The organism is Streptomyces abyssalis (assembly GCF_001751365.1).
GTDB lineage: Bacteria > Actinomycetota > Actinomycetes > Streptomycetales > Streptomycetaceae > Streptomyces > Streptomyces abyssalis.
The window spans coordinates 351,811-370,923 of sequence record NZ_LJGT01000041.1; the positions used below are offsets into that span (position 1 = coordinate 351,811).

General features: G+C 70.9%; 15 protein-coding genes. 7 read left to right on the forward strand and 8 right to left on the reverse strand.

Annotated elements, in window-relative coordinates:
* Positions 1-73: 73 nt before the first annotated feature.
* The 5 genes from AN215_RS22425 to AN215_RS22445 all read right to left on the reverse strand — a co-directional run bounded on the left by AN215_RS22425 (position 74) and on the right by AN215_RS22445 (position 4,434).
* Positions 74-865 carry a succinate dehydrogenase iron-sulfur subunit gene (locus AN215_RS22425; protein ID WP_070011486.1) on the reverse strand — a complete coding sequence of 264 codons (792 nt, stop codon included), beginning with the start codon at positions 863-865 and terminating at the stop codon, positions 74-76.
* A complete protein-coding gene (gene sdhA, locus AN215_RS22430) occupies positions 865-2,619 on the reverse strand; it encodes a succinate dehydrogenase flavoprotein subunit (RefSeq protein ID WP_070011485.1) in 1,755 nt (584 codons plus the stop codon). The genes AN215_RS22425 and sdhA overlap by 1 nt, the downstream gene beginning before the upstream one ends.
* Positions 2,620-2,646: 27 nt before the next feature.
* The gene (locus AN215_RS22435; RefSeq protein WP_070011484.1) at positions 2,647-3,132 is read right to left on the reverse strand and encodes a succinate dehydrogenase hydrophobic membrane anchor subunit; all 486 of its coding nucleotides are present in this window, start codon (positions 3,130-3,132) and stop codon (positions 2,647-2,649) included.
* A gap of 6 nt (positions 3,133-3,138) precedes the next feature.
* Entirely contained in the window at positions 3,139-3,519 is a 381-nt protein-coding gene (gene sdhC, locus AN215_RS22440) for a succinate dehydrogenase, cytochrome b556 subunit (protein ID WP_079123323.1), read from the reverse strand.
* A 312-nt stretch (positions 3,520-3,831) separates the two neighbouring features.
* Entirely contained in the window at positions 3,832-4,434 is a 603-nt protein-coding gene (locus tag AN215_RS22445) for a 2-oxo-4-hydroxy-4-carboxy-5-ureidoimidazoline decarboxylase (protein WP_420856175.1), read from the reverse strand.
* 508 nt (positions 4,435-4,942) lie between these two features.
* Here AN215_RS22445 and AN215_RS22450 point away from each other — a divergent pair.
* The 3 genes from AN215_RS22450 to AN215_RS22460 all read left to right on the forward strand — a co-directional run bounded on the left by AN215_RS22450 (position 4,943) and on the right by AN215_RS22460 (position 8,971).
* Positions 4,943-6,556 (forward strand): beta-N-acetylhexosaminidase, encoded by a 1,614-nt coding sequence (locus AN215_RS22450; RefSeq protein WP_070011482.1) that lies wholly within the window; start codon positions 4,943-4,945, stop codon positions 6,554-6,556.
* Between the two features lie 316 nt (positions 6,557-6,872).
* Positions 6,873-7,523 carry an RNA polymerase sigma factor gene (locus AN215_RS22455; protein WP_070011481.1) on the forward strand — a complete coding sequence of 217 codons (651 nt, stop codon included), beginning with the start codon at positions 6,873-6,875 and terminating at the stop codon, positions 7,521-7,523.
* Between the two features lie 251 nt (positions 7,524-7,774).
* On the forward strand, positions 7,775-8,971 hold the full coding sequence (locus tag AN215_RS22460; protein ID WP_070011480.1) for a hypothetical protein: 1,197 nt from the start codon (positions 7,775-7,777) through the stop codon (positions 8,969-8,971).
* A gap of 494 nt (positions 8,972-9,465) precedes the next feature.
* On the opposite strand, the gene AN215_RS22465 is transcribed toward AN215_RS22460, so the two are convergent.
* Positions 9,466-10,353 carry a L,D-transpeptidase family protein gene (locus AN215_RS22465; protein WP_079123324.1) on the reverse strand — a complete coding sequence of 296 codons (888 nt, stop codon included), beginning with the start codon at positions 10,351-10,353 and terminating at the stop codon, positions 9,466-9,468.
* 314 nt (positions 10,354-10,667) lie between these two features.
* On the opposite strand from AN215_RS22465, the gene AN215_RS22470 reads away from it, so the two are divergent.
* Positions 10,668-12,266: an acyl-CoA mutase large subunit family protein gene (locus AN215_RS22470; protein WP_070011479.1), complete on the forward strand. Its 1,599-nt coding sequence runs from the start codon at positions 10,668-10,670 to the stop codon at positions 12,264-12,266.
* Between the two features lie 629 nt (positions 12,267-12,895).
* On the opposite strand, the gene AN215_RS22475 is transcribed toward AN215_RS22470, so the two are convergent.
* Positions 12,896-13,603 (reverse strand): HAD family hydrolase, encoded by a 708-nt coding sequence (locus AN215_RS22475; protein WP_070011478.1) that lies wholly within the window; start codon positions 13,601-13,603, stop codon positions 12,896-12,898.
* A gap of 94 nt (positions 13,604-13,697) precedes the next feature.
* On the opposite strand from AN215_RS22475, the gene AN215_RS22480 reads away from it, so the two are divergent.
* Together AN215_RS22480 and AN215_RS22485 are read left to right on the forward strand one after the other, a co-directional pair.
* Complete coding sequence (locus AN215_RS22480; protein ID WP_070011565.1) at positions 13,698-15,137, forward strand: amidase; 1,440 nt, start codon at positions 13,698-13,700, stop codon at positions 15,135-15,137.
* 251 nt (positions 15,138-15,388) lie between these two features.
* A complete protein-coding gene (locus AN215_RS22485; protein ID WP_070011477.1) occupies positions 15,389-17,428 on the forward strand; it encodes an elongation factor G in 2,040 nt (679 codons plus the stop codon).
* A gap of 56 nt (positions 17,429-17,484) precedes the next feature.
* Here the strand turns inward: AN215_RS22485 and AN215_RS22490 are convergent, their stop codons facing one another.
* On the reverse strand, positions 17,485-18,216 hold the full coding sequence (locus tag AN215_RS22490; RefSeq protein WP_070011476.1) for a FadR/GntR family transcriptional regulator: 732 nt from the start codon (positions 18,214-18,216) through the stop codon (positions 17,485-17,487).
* 184 nt (positions 18,217-18,400) lie between these two features.
* Between AN215_RS22490 and AN215_RS22495 the strand changes: the two genes are divergently transcribed.
* Complete coding sequence (locus AN215_RS22495) at positions 18,401-19,030, forward strand: gluconokinase (protein WP_079123325.1); 630 nt, start codon at positions 18,401-18,403, stop codon at positions 19,028-19,030.
* Positions 19,031-19,113: the final 83 nt, after the last annotated feature.

Sequence of the window (19,113 nt, forward strand, 5' to 3'; positions counted from 1 at the left end):
GGCGTACAGGCACGACAAAGCGCCCGGGGCCGTGCCCCGGGCGCCGTCGTGTGCGCGGATGCGCGAGCGCCGCTCAGAAGCGGCGTGTGATCAGCGCGCGCTTGACCTCCTGGATCGCCTTCGTCACCTCGATGCCACGCGGGCAGGCGTCCGTGCAATTGAACGTGGTGCGGCAACGCCACACGCCGTCCTTGTCGTTGAGGATCTCCAGACGCTGCTCGCCCGCCTCGTCACGGCTGTCGAAGATGAAGCGGTGCGCGTTGACGATCGCCGCCGGGCCGAAGTACTGCCCGTCGTTCCAGAACACCGGGCACGAACTGGTGCAGGCGGCGCACAGGATGCACTTGGTGGTGTCGTCGAAGCGCGCGCGGTCCGCGTCGGACTGCAGACGCTCACGCGTCGGCTCGTTGCCGCTCGTGACCAGGAACGGCATGACGTCGCGGTACGCCTGGAAGAACGGCTCCATGTCGACGACGAGGTCCTTGAGGACAGTCAGGCCCTTTATCGCCTCGACGAGCACCGGCTTGGTGCCCTTGCCGTCCTTGATCCCGGTTATGTCCTTGATCAGCGTCTTGCACGCCAGGCGGTTGCGTCCGTTGATGCGCATCGCGTCCGAGCCGCAGATGCCGTGCGCGCAGGACCGCCGGAAGGTCAGCGTCCCGTCCAGCTCCCACTTGATCCTGTGGAGCGCGTCCAGGACACGGTCCTTGGGATCGATGTCGAGCGTGAAGTCCTCCCACTCGGCGTCCGCCGCCACCTCCGGGTTGAAGCGGCGGATGCGGAAGGTGATCGTGACCAGGTGCGAGGCCGTGGGCTCCGGACCGGCCGCGGACTCACCGGACTTGTCCATGACTGCGGTGCTCATCAGTACTTACGCTCCATCGGCTGGTAGCGGGTCTGCACGACCGGCTTGTAGTCCAGCCGGATCGACTCTGTGCCGTCGTCGCCCACTTCGCGGTACGCCATGGTGTGACGCATGAAGTTGACGTCGTCGCGGTTCGGGAAGTCCTCGCGGTAGTGGCCGCCGCGGGACTCCTTGCGGGCCAGCGCGGACACGGCCGTCACCTCGGCCAGATCCAGCAGGTTGCCCAGCTCGATGGCCTCCAGCAGGTCGGTGTTGAACCGCTTGCCCTTGTCCTGGACGCTGATGTTCCGGTAGCGCTTGCGCAGTTCGCCGATCTCCTCGACGGCTTCCTTCAGCGTCTGCTCCGTACGGAAGACCATGACGTTCTTGTCCATGCACTCCTGGAGCGCCTTGCGGATCTCCACGACCCTCTCGTTGCCGGTCGCGTCGCGCAGGTTCTCCACCTCGCCCTCGACGAACGCGGCCGGGTTCTCCGGCAGTTCGGTGAAGTCGGAGGTGGCGGCGTACGCAGCGGCCGAGATGCCGGCGCGCCGCCCGAAGACGTTGATGTCCAGCAGCGAGTTGGTGCCGAGCCGGTTGGCGCCGTGCACGGAGACGCAAGCGACCTCGCCCGCCGCGTAAAGGCCCGGCACCGGCGTGCTGTTGTCGGCGAGCACCTGGCCCTGCACATTGGTCGGCATGCCGCCCATCGCGTAGTGCGCCGTCGGCTGGATCGGCACCGGGTCGGTGTACGGCTCGATGCCCAGGTACGTACGCGCGAACTCGGTGATGTCCGGGAGCTTCGCGTCGAGCTGCTCCGGCGGCAGATGCGTCAGGTCGAGGAAGACGTGGTCCTTGTCGGCGCCGCAGCCCCGCCCCTCGCGGATCTCCGTGTAGATCGCGCGGGAGACGACGTCACGGGACGCCAGGTCCTTCATCACCGGCGCGTACTTCTCCATGAAGCGCTCGCCGTCCTTGTTGCGCAGGATGCCGCCCTCGCCCCGGGCGCCCTCGGTGAGCAGGATGCCCATCTTCCAGATGCCCGTCGGGTGGAACTGGAAGAACTCCATGTCCTCCAGCGGCAGTCCGCGCCGGAAGGCGGCCGCCTGGCCGTCACCGGTGAGGGTGTGCGCGTTCGAAGTGACCTTGAAGAACTTGCCGTTGCCGCCGGAGGCGAAGACGACGGCCTTGGCCTGGAAGACGTGGATCTCGCCGGTGGCCAGCTCGTACGCGACGACGCCGGCCGTCTTTCGGATGCCGTCGACCTCGCTCATCAGCAGGTCCAGGACGTAGAACTCGTTGAAGAACTCCACGCCCTCCTTCACGCAGTTCTGGTACAGCGTCTGAAGGATCATGTGGCCCGTGCGGTCCGCCGCGTAGCAGGAGCGGCGCACCGGCGCCTCGCCGTGGTTGCGGCTGTGGCCGCCGAAGCGGCGCTGGTCGATGGTGCCGTCCGGGGTCCGGTTGAACGGCAGGCCCATCTTCTCCAGGTCCAGGACGGAGTCGATGGCCTCCTTCGCCAGGATCTCGGCGGCGTCCTGGTCGACCAGGTAGTCGCCGCCCTTGATCGTGTCGAAGGTGTGCCACTCCCAGTTGTCCTCCTCGACGTTGGCGAGGGCCGCGGCCATGCCGCCCTGGGCGGCACCGGTGTGGGAGCGGGTCGGGTAGAGCTTCGTCAGCACGGCCGTGCGGCTGCGCTTGGTGGCTTCGATCGCCGCGCGCATGCCCGCGCCGCCGGCGCCGACGATGACGGTGTCGTACTTGTGGATCTTCATTGGGATTACCTCAGCCCCGTACGTACGTCAGCGGATGTTCGGGTCGAAGGTGAAGATCACCAGCGTGCCCAGCAGGACGGTGAAGGCCGTGGCCGTGTAGAGCAGCATCTTCAGCCACATGCGGGTGCCGTCCCGCTCCGCGTAGTCGTTGATGATCGTCCGCATCCCGTTCATGCCGTGCAGCATCGCCAGCCACAGCATCATCAGGTCCCAGATCTGCCAGAACGGCGAGGCCCAGCGGCCCGCGACGAAGGCGAAGCTGATCTTGCTCACGCCGCCGTCCAGTACGAGCTGGATCAGCAGGTGCCCGATGACCAGCACGACGAGGACGATGCCGGACAGCCGCATGAACAGCCACCCGTACAGCTCGAAGTTGGTGCGGGTCGACTTCGGCGTCCTGGCCGTGCGGGCACGGGGCGGGGTCATCAGAGGGGCCGGGTTGTCCACGCTGTAGCGGGTGGTGCCGGTGCTGCCGCCGCCCTCGGAGGGTGCGTTCGCGGTCTCGGTCGACATGGTTCATCAACTCCCGGACAGCGAGTGCAGCGTGTGCTGCAGGATGGGGTAGAAGGCACCGATCATCAGCACGCCCCAGATGCCCATCACGGTCCACAGCATCTGCTTCTGGTACCTCGGGCCCTTCGACCAGAAGTCCACGGCGACGAGCCGCAGGCCGTTCAGCGCGTGGAAGAGGACCGCGGCCACGAGGCCGTACTCCATGAGGTTGACGACGGGCGTCTTGTAGATCGCCACCGTCTCGTCGTACGTCTCGGGCGAGACGCGGACCAGCGCGGTGTCCAGCACGTGCACGAACAGGAAGAAGAAGATGAGGACACCGGTGACTCGGTGAGCCACCCAGGACCACATGCCTTCCCGGCCGCGGTACAGCGTTCCAGCCGGCACGGAAAAAAACCCCTCCGGGTGCGGTGTTGAGAGCCGGCCGCCATCTTCGGCTGAGAGTGCAGCGGTGTCGGTCGGACTCGGCCGGGTATGGGCCACCGGCCTGAGCCATCGTAGCGACGCTTTGTCGGTACATCGGTCCCGGGAGGGGCGGATGTGATCAATCAGGCAGTGCGGGGCGACGGGGGAGAGCCGCTGGCGAGAGCCCCGCGCCGGTGTCCGCACGCCGTCGTCGAAGCCATGAGGTGCCGCATGTACGCAGGGGAAGGCTTCCTCCGGGGGCGCGTCCGCCGGGCCGCCGGCCGCCCTCCGCCGTCAGCCGGCGCCGGCGACGCCTCTGACGGTGCGCCCGAGCCTGCCCCTGGCGAGGCGCCGCAGCTCCTCGGTCACCACGAGACGCTCCTCCTCCAGGTCGTTGCCGAGGCGGGCGCGCACGCTCGCGAGGGCCTGGCCGAGCTGTTCCCCCGGCTCCCAGCCGTCAAGGCAGATGATGAAGGCGTGGCCGAAGCGGTTCTCGTACGCGGCATGCGCGGCCCGGAGCGCGGTGTGCGCCGTGAGAAGACCCCGCTGGTCGCGGTGGCGCAGGCCGTCGCGGTCCTTCGAGAGCGCCGGGCCGCCGTCGGGGGAGGGCAGCTCCGGCGTCTCCGAGGCCAGCGCCTCCGCCAGGTCCCCCGGGGTCATGTCGTAGCTCGCCTCGTCCAGCGCGGCCAGCAGCGAGTCCGTGTCCGGGTACGGGCGGCAGCCCGTGATGCGGGCCGCCCAGCGCGTGCTGCCGCAGCAGCGCAGCAGCAGCGCGGCGGCCGCCTCGTCGGGCGCGGCGTTGAAGCGGGACAGCGGCATCGGCGGCGACGCGGGGACGGGGCCGGCGCCGGGAGCGGTGCCGGGGAGCGGAGGGGACGGCGAAGGAAGAACGGGCACGCCGGCCCCCGGGGTTCGGGCGGGGGAGTCCTCCGCCGGTCTCCGGCCGTGGCTGTCCGGGCCGCCCCCACGGGCACGCGCGCCGTGCCCGGCGGGGGCCTTCCTGTCGCTTCGGGGGCTGGGCGGCGGCATGGGCTCCTCGGGCGGGCCGGCTGACGGACGGATCCGGTCGGCGTACTGACCGGCGGACTCGGCCGCCGGCGGACCGGTGAGGGAGAGCCGCCGCGACCGGCCGGGCTCACCCGTCGGCTCGCCCCGGGGCCGGCATACGACTGCCCGTACGGCTCCGTGGGCGGGCCGGGGCCACCGTAAGCACGCAGAGCCCGAACGATACGGCGAGTACGGGAATTTCACCCGGACGGGAACGACCCCGGCCGGACCCGGGGATAGTGGCGGAACGAGGAGCCCGCGGCACGCGGGGAGTGTCCTCGGCCCTTCCTCTGGAGAGGCTGGCCCCCTGAGGCCGTCTGGACAGGACCCGATCGCGAAGGGGCAATAACGTATCCATATGGGACCTAAGAGGCCAAAGAAGCTGACGGTTTCGACGGCCGTGTTCGCGGCATGCTCGGTGAGTCTTCTCACCCTCGCCGGCTGCTCCAGCGAGGACGCCGGCGGCGGCAGCGGAGGCAACGGCGGGGGGAGCGGCGGCACCGGCAGCCACTCCCCGGCGGTGCCGAAGCCGACGGAACCGGCCCGAACCGGCCCCGCGCCCGCGGCGGTTCCCTCCGTACGGGACTTCGAACCGGTCCGCGGCCCGGCGTGGAAGCCGTCCAAGTTCACGAGAGTCGTCGCCGAACCCGGCGGGCCGCTCGCGGACGAGGCCCGGCTGCTCGCCGAGGAGCTGAAGGTTCCCTTCTCCAAGGGGCCGGCACGTACGGCGGACGTCCGGCTGAGCCTCGACCGAGGCCTGGACACCGGCCGCGAGGGCTACGTGATGGAGAGCCGCGCGGGCCAGGTGAAGATCGCCGGCGCCGACCACGCGGGTGTGTTCTACGGCACACGCACACTGCTGCAGTCCGTACGTGCGCGGGGCGGCGTCGCGGACGGCGTGGTCCGTGACAAGCCCGACCGCCCGCAGCGCGGCTTCATGCTCGACATCGCCCGCAAGCACTTCAGCGCCCGGTGGATCGAGGACCGTATCCGGGAGATGGGCGATCTCAAGCTCAATCAGCTTCAGTTGCACCTCTCCGACGACCAGGCCTTCCGCGTGGAGAGCGACACGCACCCCGAGGTCGTCTCGAAGCCCCATCTGACCAAGGCCGAGATGCGGCGCATCGTGAAGCTCGCCGAGTCCCGGCACATCGAGGTCATTCCGGAGATCGACTCGCCCGGCCACCTGGGCGCGGTCATCAAGGCGCACCCGGAGATCCAGCTGGAGAACGCCTCGGGGGAGCCCACGGAGGGTGCGGTGGACATCGCCGATCCGCGGGCGGCGAAGATCGTCGACGATCTGCTGCGCGAGTACGCCGACCTCTTCCCCGGCAAGCGCTGGCACCTGGGCGGTGACGAGTACCTCGCCCTGATGCAGGAGGACCCCGAGGCCTCGTATCCCGGGCTGGCGGCGAAGGCGCGCGAGAAGTACGGCCGTGACGCCGGCGTGCAGGACCTCGCGACCGGCTGGCTCAACGACCGGGCCGCCGTCGTACGGGACGAGGGCAAGATCCCGCAGGCGTGGAACGACGGCATCCACGCGGGTGGCGAGGTCCGCGCCGAGCAGGACCGTGAAGTCGCCTACTGGACGGGCAAGGAGCCGGGGCAGCGGAATCCGGTGACGTACCTGAAGGAGGGCTGGAAGTTGATCAATCTCAACGACGAGTACCTCTACTACGTCCTCGGCGAGCCCAACAAGTTCACATATCCGACAGGTCGTCGCATCTACGACGAATGGACTCCGGCCGTGCTGCGCGGCACCAAGCCGGTTCCGAAATCCCTCTCCGGTCCGGAGCACATCCCCGGCGGGCGCTTCGCCGTGTGGTGCGACCGTGCCGGAGCACAGACCCCGGAGCAGGTCGCCGCGGGTATCAGGAATCCGCTCCGCGCGACCGCGCAGAAGCTGTGGGACCCCGGAAAACCGGCCATGAGCTGGGAAGACTTCAAGCGGCTCGGCGAGCGCGTGAGCTGAGACGGTCCGGCGGGCCTGCCGGAAAATGCGAAGGCGACCGGGGTCGCCACCCCCCACAGGAGAGACCCCGATCGCCCTCGAGAACGGGCGCACCACGCCAGGGGCAGGCCCGTACTCCCTACAGCGTTAGCGATCCGCATTCTGTTACCTGGTCAACTTGCGTGGACTATGACGCACACTTGGCCTTAGCGTGCTCTCGCATCGATGCTGGTCTGTGCGTAAGGCATACGCAGGCATCAGCGAGACGACGACAGGCGCCCGACCAGGGGCGTGACCAGATCCGTTGGGACATCGCGGAGTGGGGCGAGAGACGGCCGTGCAGGGGGACGACGCGGAGTTGACTGCCGCGGTGCGTGCGGCACAGGGCGGGGACGAAGTCGCTTTCCGCACCGTGTACCGCACTGTGCACCCGCGGCTGCTCGGCTATGTCCGGACGCTGGTCAGCGACCCCGACGCCGAGGACGTCACCTCGGAGGCGTGGCTCCAGATAGCCCGCGACATCAGCAGATTCAGCGGCGACGCGGACCGCTTCCGCGGCTGGGCCGCGCGCATCGCCCGCAACAGGGCGCTCGATCATCTGCGTACGAGAGGCCGCCGCCCCGCCGTCGGCGGCGACGAGAGCGACCTGGCCGTGCTGCCGGCCGGGGCCGACACGGCCGACGAGGCGCTCGAAGCGCTCGGTACCGGCCGCACCATGGCGCTCATATCCCGTCTGCCGCAGGACCAGGCCGAGGCCGTCGTGCTGCGCGTGGTCGTCGGGCTGGACGCCAAGAGCGCGGCGGAGGTACTGGGCAAGCGGGCGGGCGCCGTACGTACGGCAGCGCACCGGGGGTTGCGCAAGCTCGCGCAGATGCTGGACGAACCCGAGGAACCTGCAGGTCCGGGAGAACCGCCCGGGGGTCCCCAAGCGTCTCCTACGGCACGCGGTGTGACGCATAAGGCCACACGAACGCTGAGGGAAACGTGATGGCGGACGACGACCGGTACAGGTGGCTGGACGACGAAGCGGCGGAGCGCTTGCTCCGCGGTTCGGCGGTCAATGCGCGTAGCGCGCGGCGCGGCGGACGTCACGGAGCCGATCACGACAACGTTGAAGCAGCCCCCACCAGCATTTACGGTCGGGCTTCTGGGTCAACTCCCTCGTGGGCACGTGACACAGACCCCTCACATTCCTCACACGTAACAGACTCCTCGGGGCCCGCAGGTCCTTCGGGAGCCGTGCCGGATCAGCGCACCGGTGCGGAGGTCGCCGAGGACCGTCTCGCTTCTCTCCTCGACTCGCTCGTGTCCGAGCAGACCGCGGCGCTTCACGCGCTCGGCGCCGCCCGCACCGGGACGGTCATCGGCGACGCCCGTGCCGAACTCCCGGGAGAGGCCGCCGCTGTGGAGGCCTTCCTCGCGGCGCACCCGCGAGTGGACGCCGACCACAGGGGCACCGTCGACATCAGCGCGGGGCCGACCGGGTCGGAGACGGTCGTGGGCAGGCGGGCCGTGCGCGAGGGCCGCGGCTCACGTGGCCGCCGCCGGGGAGGCGCCCGGCGCACCTCGCTGGTGGGACGTCCTCTGCGCGCGGGCTTCGCCATGGCGGTCGCCGGATGCGCGCTCGGCGGTGTCGCGGTCGCGGCCGGAGCGGGCGTGCTGCCCTCGCCGTTCGGCGGCAGCGACACACCCGCGACGAGCGTGTCACCGATGGCCAGCCCCGACGGCGAGGCCGCGGCAGGCGGCAGCGGCAGCCCGTACGACGGCCCAAGACGCGGCACCCGCGAGGGTGGTTCCCCGTCCGACTCGCCCAGCGGCGAGGACCTCGCGGGCAAGGAGCGCGGACGGGACGGGAAGAACTCCAAGGCTCCCCCCGGCGACGAGGACTGGTGGCACGGCGACGGCAAGGGGCTTTCGCCGTCAGACAAGAAGGCGATGGCGCGTGCGCTGTGCAACGCGTACGAGAACGACGACCTCAGCGTGAACGACCGGCTCCGTCTGGAGCTGGTGGCCGGCGGACCCGCGGGCGTGAAGAAGTTCTGCGACAAGCACGACAGCGGCCGCGACGAGAACACCTCCTCGGGCGGAGGCCCCGGAGGCATCGGCACCCCGGGAGACCCGGGTGGTGACTCCGGGGGCGATTCGTCCGGAAACGGCGGTGACGACGGCGACGACGGTGGTGGCCCCGGCGGTGACGACGGCGGTGGCGGCCCCGGCGGTGACGACGGCGGAGACAACGGCGGCGGGTCCGGCGGCGGTGACTCCGGCGGCGACGGCGACGGTGGCGACGGCGACGGTGGCGGCGGTGGCGGCGGCAGGCCCGACAGCGGTGGCGCGGGTGAGGACCCGGACGTTCCGTCCACCGGTTCGCAGTCCCCGGAGCCTTCGGCACCGGACGGCTCGGGTGACGCGGCGGACGGCGCCACGGCCTCCTGACCCGGACAGGACCGGCCGCGAGCCGGACTCTCCTCTCACGGGCCCGGTCAGGGCTCCCGCGTACGCGACGCCCCCGGCTCCGGCCGGGGGTTTCTCATGTGTTGACCGCTGACGGTCCCCTTCCTCCAACTGTTCTTGCGGCCGCCGTCTCGCGGCCACATGAAGGGTGCGCGACGGCAGCCGGGATGTGTGACGCAGGTCACGCGATTTAGTTGAATCCTGGTGTGACACTTTCGGCGGGGACGGCGCAGTAACAAGTGAGCCGACTGGTCATCGGCTGCGCGACAAGTCCGAGGTTCCCCCCGTACCTTCGGGCTCGCGCGAATGGCGCGGGCGGGACACGTTCCCCCGGTCCCGCCCGCGCCCCATCGGGGATTCACCCCACAGCCCGCTGCTGTTCGGCCTCCGGCTTTCTTCAGCCCGGCCCGGCTTGTCTCAGCTCGGCTTGTCTCTGCTGTCCGCCTCGCTCCGCATCCTTCGCGTGGCAGCCGGTCTCACTTGTAGACGACGACCTTGTCGCCCTTGCGCACCTGCGCGAACAGTGCCGCGATCTTCTTCTTGTCCCGTACGTTGACGCAGCCGTGCGAGGCGCCGCCGTAACCGCGGGCCGCGAAGTCCGAGGAGTAGTGGATCGCCTGGCCGCCGCTGAAGAACAGTGCGTAGGGCATCGGGGTGTCGTAGATGGTCGAGACGTGGTCACGGCTCTTGAAGTTGACGCCGAACTCCCCTTCCCGCGTCGGCGTGTAGGCCGAACCGAAGCGCACGTCCATGGCCGAGAGCATCCGCCCGTTCACATACCAGGCGAGCGTGCGGCTCTTCTTGCTCACGCACAGCGCCCGCCCCTTCAGGCAGCGTGGGTCCGGGTCGTCGAGCGGACGCGTCGTGGGTGGATACAGCTCGTCGCGGGAGGGCGGCGAAGTGCGGGCGCGCAGCGCCGTCCAGAGGTCCGAGGTGACGGTGCCGGTGCTGCCCATCCCCTGCTGCCGCTGGAAGGCGCGGACAGACGCGGTGGTGACCGGACCGTAGTAGCCCGTCGGATTGCGGTCGAAGAGCTCCAACTTGCGCAGTCTCGCCTGGAGTTCGCGCACCTGCGCGCCGTTCGCGCCGGTGGCGAGCAGCACGGGGTTCGCGGGCGCGGCCGGCTTCGCCCGCTGCGCCGGCACCGGCGGTGCGTCGTCTTTCCCGTCCGCTGTGCTGTTGCTCACGGAGGAGCGCTGAGGTCTCTCCGGGGGCTCCGGCGGGACCGAGGTCTTCGTCACGCGGATGGGCGCACTCCCTGTCGCCTGCGCCTTGCAGCCGGCGGCCGCGCCCCCACCGGCCACCAACGCCGCCGTCAGCGCCCACACGCTGGTGCGCCTTGCCCGTACGGACCTTGTGGTCATGCTTGCCCCCGCCACTCCAACCCCCGGAATTCGAGCGGACATCACGGAAATCCCGACACCGATCGCCCCTTCTCTTCCCGCGCGGCCGCCGCGCGAACCGTGCCGGGCGGCGGCATCCTGTGAGTGCGGCGCGGCACCCTGTGAGCAAGGTCCCAGCCTGGGGACCTGCAACGGACGAACGCAGATCGCTACAGTCCGTGGCAATCGAAAGGGACAGCCCGAGCGGCCACCGGCTCACCCGAGCGGTGTTTCGCGCGAAAAGGCTGCGGCCGGACAACTGCCGGCACGACCCAGACCGTACGGAGGCACAGTCCATGGCACGCCAGTCGGGCAACCAGCGGTTCAACGAGAGCGGTCTGCCCATCGAGCCCGTCTACGGCCCGGACGCGCTGCACGACTGGGACGCCGCGGAGAAGCTGGGGGAGCCCGGCGCGTACCCGTACACGCGGGGCGTCTACCCGTCGATGTACACGGGGCGGCCGTGGACGATGCGGCAGTACGCCGGCTTCGGGACGGCCACCGAGTCCAACGCCCGCTACAAGCAGCTCATCGAGAACGGCACGATGGGCCTCTCCGTCGCCTTCGACCTGCCGACCCAGATGGGCCACGACTCCGACGCGCCCCTCGCGAGCGGCGAGGTCGGCAAGGTCGGCGTCGCCATCGACTCCATCGACGACATGCGGGTGCTCTTCGGCGGTATTCCGCTGGAGGAAGTCTCCACGTCGATGACGATCAACGCTCCCGCGGCGCTGCTGCTGTTGCTGTACCAACTCGTCGCCGAGGAGCAGGGCGCCGACCCGGCGAAGCTCACGGGCACCATCCAGAACGACGTGCTCAAGGAGTACATCGCGCGCGGCACCTACATCTTCCCGCCGAAGCCGTCGCTGCGGCTGATCGCGGACATCTTCAAGTACTGCCGTGCCGAGATCCCCAAGTGGAACACCATCTCCATCTCCGGCTACCACATGGCCGAGGCGGGGGCGACGCCCGCGCAGGAGATCGCCTTCACCCTGGCCGACGGCATCGAGTACGTACGTACCGCGGTCGCCGCCGGCATGAGTGTGGACGACTTCGCGCCGCGGCTCTCGTTCTTCTTCGTCGCCCGCACCACGCTGCTGGAGGAGGTCGCCAAGTTCCGTGCGGCGCGGCGCATCTGGGCCCGGGTGATGCGGGACGAGTTCGGGGCGGAGAACCCCAAGTCGCTGATGCTGCGCTTCCACACGCAGACGGCGGGGGTGCAACTCACCGCGCAGCAGCCCGAGGTGAACCTCGCCCGCGTGACGGTGCAGGCGCTGGGCGCGGTGCTCGGCGGCACGCAGTCGCTGCACACCAACTCCTACGACGAGGCGATCGCGCTGCCCACGGACAAGTCGGCGCGGCTGGCGCTCCGTACGCAGCAGGTGCTCGCCTACGAGACCGATGTGACCGCGACCGTCGACCCGTTCGCCGGCTCGTACGTCGTGGAGTCGATGACGGACGACGTGGAGGCCGCCGCCGTCGCGCTGATGGAGCAGGTCGAGGACCGGGGCGGTGCGGTCGACGCGATCGAACAGGGCTTCCAGAAGGAAGAGATCGAGCGCAGCGCGTACGCGATCGCCCGTGAGACCGACAGCGGCGAGCGGGTCGTGGTCGGCGTCAACCGCTTCCAGCGCGACGAGGAGGACCCGTACGAGCCGCTGCGTGTGGACCCGGCGATCGAGCAGCAGCAGTGCGAGCGGCTGGCGCGGCTGCGGGCGGAGCGTGATCAGGCGGCAGTGGACGGGGCGTTGGCGGAGCTGCGCAAGGCGGCGGAGGGGACGGAGAACGTCCTCTACCCGATGAAGGAGGCGCTGCGCGCGCGGGCGACGGTGGGCGAGGTGTGCAACACGTTGCGGGAGATCTGGGGCGCGTACGTGCCGACGGACTCGTTCTGACGGTTTGCCGCTCACGCGGCGGGTTTGCCGGGGGTCACGCTTCGGGGTGCGTGTGTTCGGGGTTCCGGGTGCGTGCCGCTGCGGCGGCGGCTCCGGGAAGGCACGATTTACCTCCCTGTACCGGTACGAGCTGTCGTGCTGCCTCCCATATGGCGGTCCGCAAATCGCGCTTGAGTTTCCCGGAGCCACCGCCTCCGCGTCCCACCCCCTCCGGTCGTCCTAGCGGCTTTCCCCTGGTGGTTCCCGGACAGGTTGCGGGTTCCTGCCGTGCGGACCTTTCGGCGCGTGTACGTGCCTTGCGGCTCCAACCATCGGTGTTCAGGGGCCCGTTGGGCCCTGCCGTGGTCCGAGAGCGGCAGCGGGTCCGACGGGAGGAACGAGGCAACTGACTGGGGCCACCGGCGGGGAGCCGCCGACGGAGGGGAGGGGGCGGGACGCGCAGGGGTGCGTGTCCGGACGCTTGCCCGTGATTTGTCGACCGGTACAGGCAAGGCTCCGCAACAGCCGGAGCGGTTCAGGGAGGTAAATATGGGGTCTCCCCGCCGAAGGCAGGGGACGGGTCCGGACATGTACCCCGGAGCGGCACGCCCCCGGAACCAGAAACGCACCCCAGGCGCACACCCCCACCCCTAAAGCATGCGCAGCACCGCGTCCAGGCCCCGTTCAGAACCCGGTGACGCCCCCGCGGGGAGGACGTACGAGCGGAGGCCCGCCCCCGCCGCGCCGCCGTCCTTGGCGGGGTGGTCGCCAACCATCAGCGTGTCCTCGGGTGAAACGCCCAACTCCCCGCACGCGTGCAGGAAGAGCCGAGGGTCCGGCTTCTCCGAGTCGTGTTCGTACGAGTGCACCCACGTGCCGAAGTGGTCCGCCAGGCCGTGGTGGGCGAACGTGGCGCGCAGGTCCCAGCCGACGTCGCTGACCACGCCCGTCGCGATGCCCCGCTCGGCCAGCCGCGCGAGGGTCGCCGCGGAGTCCGCGTACGGACGCCAGTGTTCCGGAGCCTGCAGCTGCGCGTACAGCTCCTCGGCGTACGGGGCGAGGGCGGTCGCGGAGGCATACCAGGTCGTGAAGGCGTGCCGGTGGGCCTTCGAGGACACGTCGCGGCCGTGCTGGGCCTCGATCACTTCCGGGTCGGCCAGGCCCGCCTCCAGAGCGGTGAGGATCTCCTCCATCTCGGGGTCTGCGACCGGGTGCGGGAGCGCCGCGCGGATGCGGTCCTCGTAGCCGCTGATCTGGAAGAGCGTGCCGGAGAAGTCGAACAGCACCGCCCGTACGGGTGCGGGAGGCGGGCAGGTGCGGGCGCGGATGGGGCCCTCGGGGCCGCAGACGACGGTCATGTGACTTTCCTAGCGCATCCGCGTCCGGCGTTGCCGAGCGGGCTCCGGGGGCGCAGGATGAGGGTCGGATTACCGGCGAGTAAGGGGAGTGCTGGTGACAGCGGAAGTCGGTACGCAGGTCGAGCCACGTGAGACGAGAGGGCTGGCCGAGCAGGCCGCGGCTCTGGCAGCCGGTGAGGTGACTGCGCGCGAGCTGACCGAGCGCGCGCTGGCCCGTATCGCGGCCACTCAGCCGACTCTCAACGCGTTCCGCCGGGTGCGCGGGGAGGCGGCACTGGCCGAAGCGGACGCCGCCGACCGGAGGCTGGCCGGCGGCGAGCGGCTGCCGCTGCTGGGCGTGCCGGTCGCGGTCAAGGACGACGTGGACGTGGCGGGCGAGCCGACGGCGTTCGGCTGCCCCGGCGACTTTCCGCGCAAGCAGGCGGACAGCGAGGCAGTGCGGCGGCTGCGCGCGGCCGGTGCCGTAGTCGTCGGCAAGACCAACTCACCCGAGCTGGGGCAGTGGCCCTTCACCGAGGGGCCGGCCTTCGGGGACACCCGGAACCCGTGGAGTCCGGAGCACACTCCGGGCGGGTCGTCGGGCGGATCGGCCGCCGCGGTGGCGGCGGGGCTCGTGCCCGCCGCGCTCGGCTCGGACGGAGCGGGCTCGATCCGTATCCCCGCCGCCTGGAGCCATCTGGTCGGCATCAAGCCGCAGCGCGGCAGGATCTCGACGATGCCGGAGCCCGAGGCGTTCAAGGGGATCACCGTCTTCGGGCCGCTGGCCCGGACCGTGCGCGACGCGGCTCTGCTGCTGGACGTGGCATCCGGCGGCGCGGAGGGCGATCTGCACCGCCCGTCGCCGGTGGAGGTGCTGCCCGAGGCCGGCAGGGACCCGGGGCGGCTGCGTATCGCGCTGTCGCTGCGGCCTCCGTGGACGGCGACGGGAGCGTCGCTCGATCCGGTGGTACGGGCGGCGGTGACGGGCCTCGCCGAGCGCTTCGCGGCGCTCGGGCACGAGGTCGAGGAGGCCGACCCGGCGTACGGGCCGATCGGGCTGGCGTTCGTGCCCAGGGCGACCGCGGGAATCCGCGAATGGACCGGCCGTGTCCCCGACTTCGCCCTGCTGGACGCCCGCACCCGGGGTGCCGCGCGTACGGGAAGGCTGCTGGGCGGGTCCGTACTGCGTGCCGCCCGCGCGGCCGAGGCGCCGCTGCGCCGGCGCGTGGGGCGGATCTTCGGCCGCTACGACGTCGTACTCGCACCGACGACGGCCACTCCGCCGCTGCGCATCGGCGATCTCGCCGGTCTCTCCGGCTGGCAGACCGACCGCACGATGATCGCCCACTGCCCGTACGCCTGGCCCTGGAACGCGCTCGGCTGGCCCGGTGTCAACGTGCCCGCCGGCTTCACCGGTCCGGGTCTGCCGCTGGGTGCGCAGCTGCTGGGCCCGGAGAGCAGCGAGCCCCTGCTCGTCCGGCTGGCCGCCCAACTGGAGGCGGACCGGCGGTGGTTCGAGCAGTGGCCGCCGCAGACGGAGCCCCGGGGGCGGTGAGCGGCCAGGTCTGACTGAGGGCGGTTCCGGGGCCCATGCCTCCCCGGAGCCTCCGGCCCGCGTGGTGTCCCCAGGGGACCCCCGCTGGACGGAGACTCCGGGGGAGGGAGCCGAAATCCGGTTGCCCTGCGTGGCCGCCCTCTGGTGTGCTCCACCGCGACAGCACAGACCGGACAGGGAGAAGAAGATGCGGCGAGCGTTCATGTCCAACCAGAAGGGAACATTCATTCACCTAAAGGACATGACGCTCTGTGAAAACGCTCAACCTGGGAATCCTGGCGCATGTAGACGCCGGTAAGACGAGCCTGACCGAGCGGCTGCTGCACGCCGCCGGAGTCATCGACGAGATCGGCAGTGTCGACGACGGCAGCACCCTGACCGACTCCCTGGCCCTGGAGAGGCAGCGGGGGATCACCATCAAGTCCGCCGTCGTCTCGTTCACCGTCGGCGACGTCACGGTCAATCTGATCGACACCCCCGGCCACCCCGACTTCATCGCGGAGGTGGAACGCGCCCTCGGCGTGCTCGACGGCGCGGTGCTCGTGCTGTCCGCCGTCGAAGGGGTGCAGGCCCAGACCCGCGTTCTGATGCGCACGCTGCAGCGCCTGGACATCCCCACGCTCCTCTTCGTCAACAAGATCGACCGTGCGGGAGCGCAGTACGAGCGTGTGCTGCGGAGGATCGCGGAGAAGCTGACACCCGCCGCCGTCCCGATGGGAGGTGTGCGTGAACTCGGCACGCCCGCCGCCGCGTTCACGCCGCACGGCCCGTCCGACGCCGGCTTCGCCTCGCGCCTCGCCGAAGTGCTCGCCGAAGGCGACGACGAACTGCTGGCGGCGTACGTCGAGGACGAGACCGCCCTGTCGCACGACCGGCTGCGCTCGGAGCTGGCGGCCCAGTCCCGGCGGGGAGTCGTGCATCCCGTCTTCTTCGGCTCGGCCATCACCGGTGCCGGCGTGGAGGCGCTCACCGCGGGGCTCACTGAGCTGCTGCCCGCCGGCGAGGGCGATCCGGACGGGCCCGCCCGCGGCACCGTCTTCAAGGTCGAACGGGCCCCGGGTGGGGCGAAGACCGCGTACGTCCGGATGTTCTCCGGGACCGTCCGCGTACGGGACCGGCTGCTGCACGGCGCCGGCGCCCGCTCCGAGGGGGCCGAGCCGGCAGAGGGGAGCGAGGGGAAGGTCACCGGCATCGACGTCTTCGAGCGGGGAGGGCACGTCCAGAGCCCGTCCGTCGCCGCCGGGCGGATCGGGAGACTGCGCGGGCTGCCCGGAGTGCGGATCGGCGACACGATCGGCGACGCCGGTGCCGTCCGCGAACCGGCCGGGGAGCGGCACCACTTCGCGCCGCCGACGCTGGAGACCGTCGTCACGCCCTGCCGGGACGCGGACAGGGGCCCGCTGCACAACGCCCTCACCCAGCTCGCCGAGCAGGACCCGCTGATCGGGCTGCGGCAGGACGAACTCCGCGGCGAGGTCCATGTGTCGCTCTACGGCGAGGTGCAGAAGGAGGTCGTACAGGCCACGCTCGCCGACGAGTTCGGCCTCGACGTCACCTTCCGAGAGTCCACCACCATCTGCGTCGAACGGCTGGACGGGCCGGGGTCGGCAGCGGAGATCATGCACAAGGAGCCCAACCCGTTCCTCGCGACCGTGGGGCTGCGCATCGAACCGGCGCCGCCGGGCAGCGGCGTGCGCTACGGGCTGGAGGTCGAACTGGGCTCCATGCCCTACGCGTTCATGAGAGCCGTCGAGGACACCGTCCGGCAGACGCTGCACGAGGGAATCCACGGCTGGGAGATCCCCGACTGCACCGTCACCATGACGCACTCCGGGTACTCGCCGCGGCAGAGCCACGCCCACGCGATCTTCGACAAGAGCATGTCCAGCACCGGAGCCGACTTCCGGCAGCTGACACCCCTGGTCGTGATGGATGCGCTGAAGCGAGCCGGTACGACGGTGCACGAGCCGATGCACCACTTCCGGCTGGAGGTCCCCGCGGAGACGTTCGGTGCCGTGCTGCCCGTGCTCTCACGCCTGCGCGCGGTGCCGCAGGCGCCGGTGACGAAAGGCGACGCGTATCTGCTGGAGGGCGAGATCCCGGCGGCCCGTGTGCACGCGCTGGAGCAGCAACTGCCCACGCTGACCAGCGGGGAGGGCGTGCTGGAGTGCGCCTTCGCGCGGTACCGGCCGGTGGTGGGCGGGATCCCGTCGCGGCCGCGCACCGACAACGACCCGCTCAACAGGAAGGATTACCTGCTGCGTGTCGTACGGAGGGTCGCCGGAGCGTGACCGCCGCGTGTCGCGGACGGACGGGTCCGCTCACGGTGCGGTCATGGTGGGTGCGGTCACGGGGCGGTCGGTCCCGGCGCGAGGACGTCCAGTTCGGCCAGGGCGTCCTCGGTGATGGTGCGCATGATGCGCTCCGCACCGGCTCCGTCCCCCTCCCGCACGGCCTCGGCGACCTGGACGTGCATGGTGACGGCCTCCTGGCGGGGGTCGCTGAACATCACCTCGTGCTCGGTACGTCCCGTGAGGACGGCGGCGACGACGTCGCCGAGCCTGGCGAACATCTCGTTGCGGGACGCCCGCAGTATCACGCGGTGGAAGGCGACGTCGTGCACGAGGTAGTTCTCCAGCTGCTCCCCGCGGGAGGTGCGCACCAGGCCCAGCGCGTGCTCGGTCAGCTCCGCGCACTCCTCCGGGGTGGCCAGCTCGGCCGCGAGCCGGGCGGCCACCGGCTCGACGGCCGAGCGCAGCCTGGTCAGCGAGCGCAGCTGCCGCGGCCGGTCAGCACCCGCGAGGCGCCAGGTGATCACCTGCGGGTCGAAGACGTTCCACTGCTCGGTGGGGAGGACGGTCACCCCGACCCGGCGGCGCGACTCCACGAGGTGCATGGACTCCAGCACCCGCACCGCCTCGCGTACGACGGTGCGTGAGACCTCGTACTGCTCGGCCAGCTCGTCCGTGAGCAGCACGGTGCCCGGAGGGTGGTCACCTGCGGTGATCGCGGGCCCGAGCCGGGCGAGCAGCCGCGCGTGCAGCCCCCGGCCCGGGCCGTCCGCAGCCTGGCTGGTCATGAGTCTCCTGGTTACTTGCCGCCCGCCCCGACGGAATCAGCGTACGTGGTGGCCGTCTCCGCAATTAAGTATGACGATTTAATGTCCTGCTATTGAATACGTGTGACGTAATGAGGTTGAGTGTGCCGCGCCCGGCCGAAGACGCCGGACAGAACGCCGGACGAGCACGACTGCGAGGTGCGACATGGGGTCTGCCGACCGAAAGCCTGGGACCTCCCCGCCGAAGGCCCGGGGCCTCCCCGCCGCGACGGGCGGCGTCGTGATCGTCATGGGCGTGGCCGGCACCGGCAAGACCACTGTCGGGGCGCTGCTCTCCGAGGCGCTCGGCGTGCCCTACGCCGAGGCCGACGCCTTCCATCCGCCCGCCAACGTCGCCAAGATGACCGCCGGCGAGGCCCTCGATGACGCCGACCGCGAGCCCTGGCTCGACGCCATCGGCGAGTGGGCGGCCGAGCGGGCGGACTCCGGCGGCGTCGTCAGCTGCTCCGCACTCAAGCGGGCCTACCGCGACCGGCTGCGCGCCGCCGCACCCCGCGCCTTCTTCGTCCACCTCACCGGGGACCGCTCGCTGATCGCGAGGCGCATGGAGCAGCGCCGGGACCACTTCATGCCGCTCACGCTGCTGGATTCCCAGTTCGAGGCCCTGGAGCCGCTTCAGCCGGACGAGGCGGGGGCCGCCGTCGAGGTGTGCGCCGACCCGGACACCGTCACGCGACGGGCCGTCGAGGCGCTCCGCGAGTGGTCCGTGGCGTCTTACGGGTCGCCGGCGGCCCGTCCGTGGACCAGCGACCCGGCCTGCCGCTCGCGTCGCTGATGCCGGTCGCCGGGACTGTGCTGATCGCCGCGGTGGGGGCCCGCGCCAGGTGCGCGGGCCCGCCTCTGCCGCACCGGCCGTCC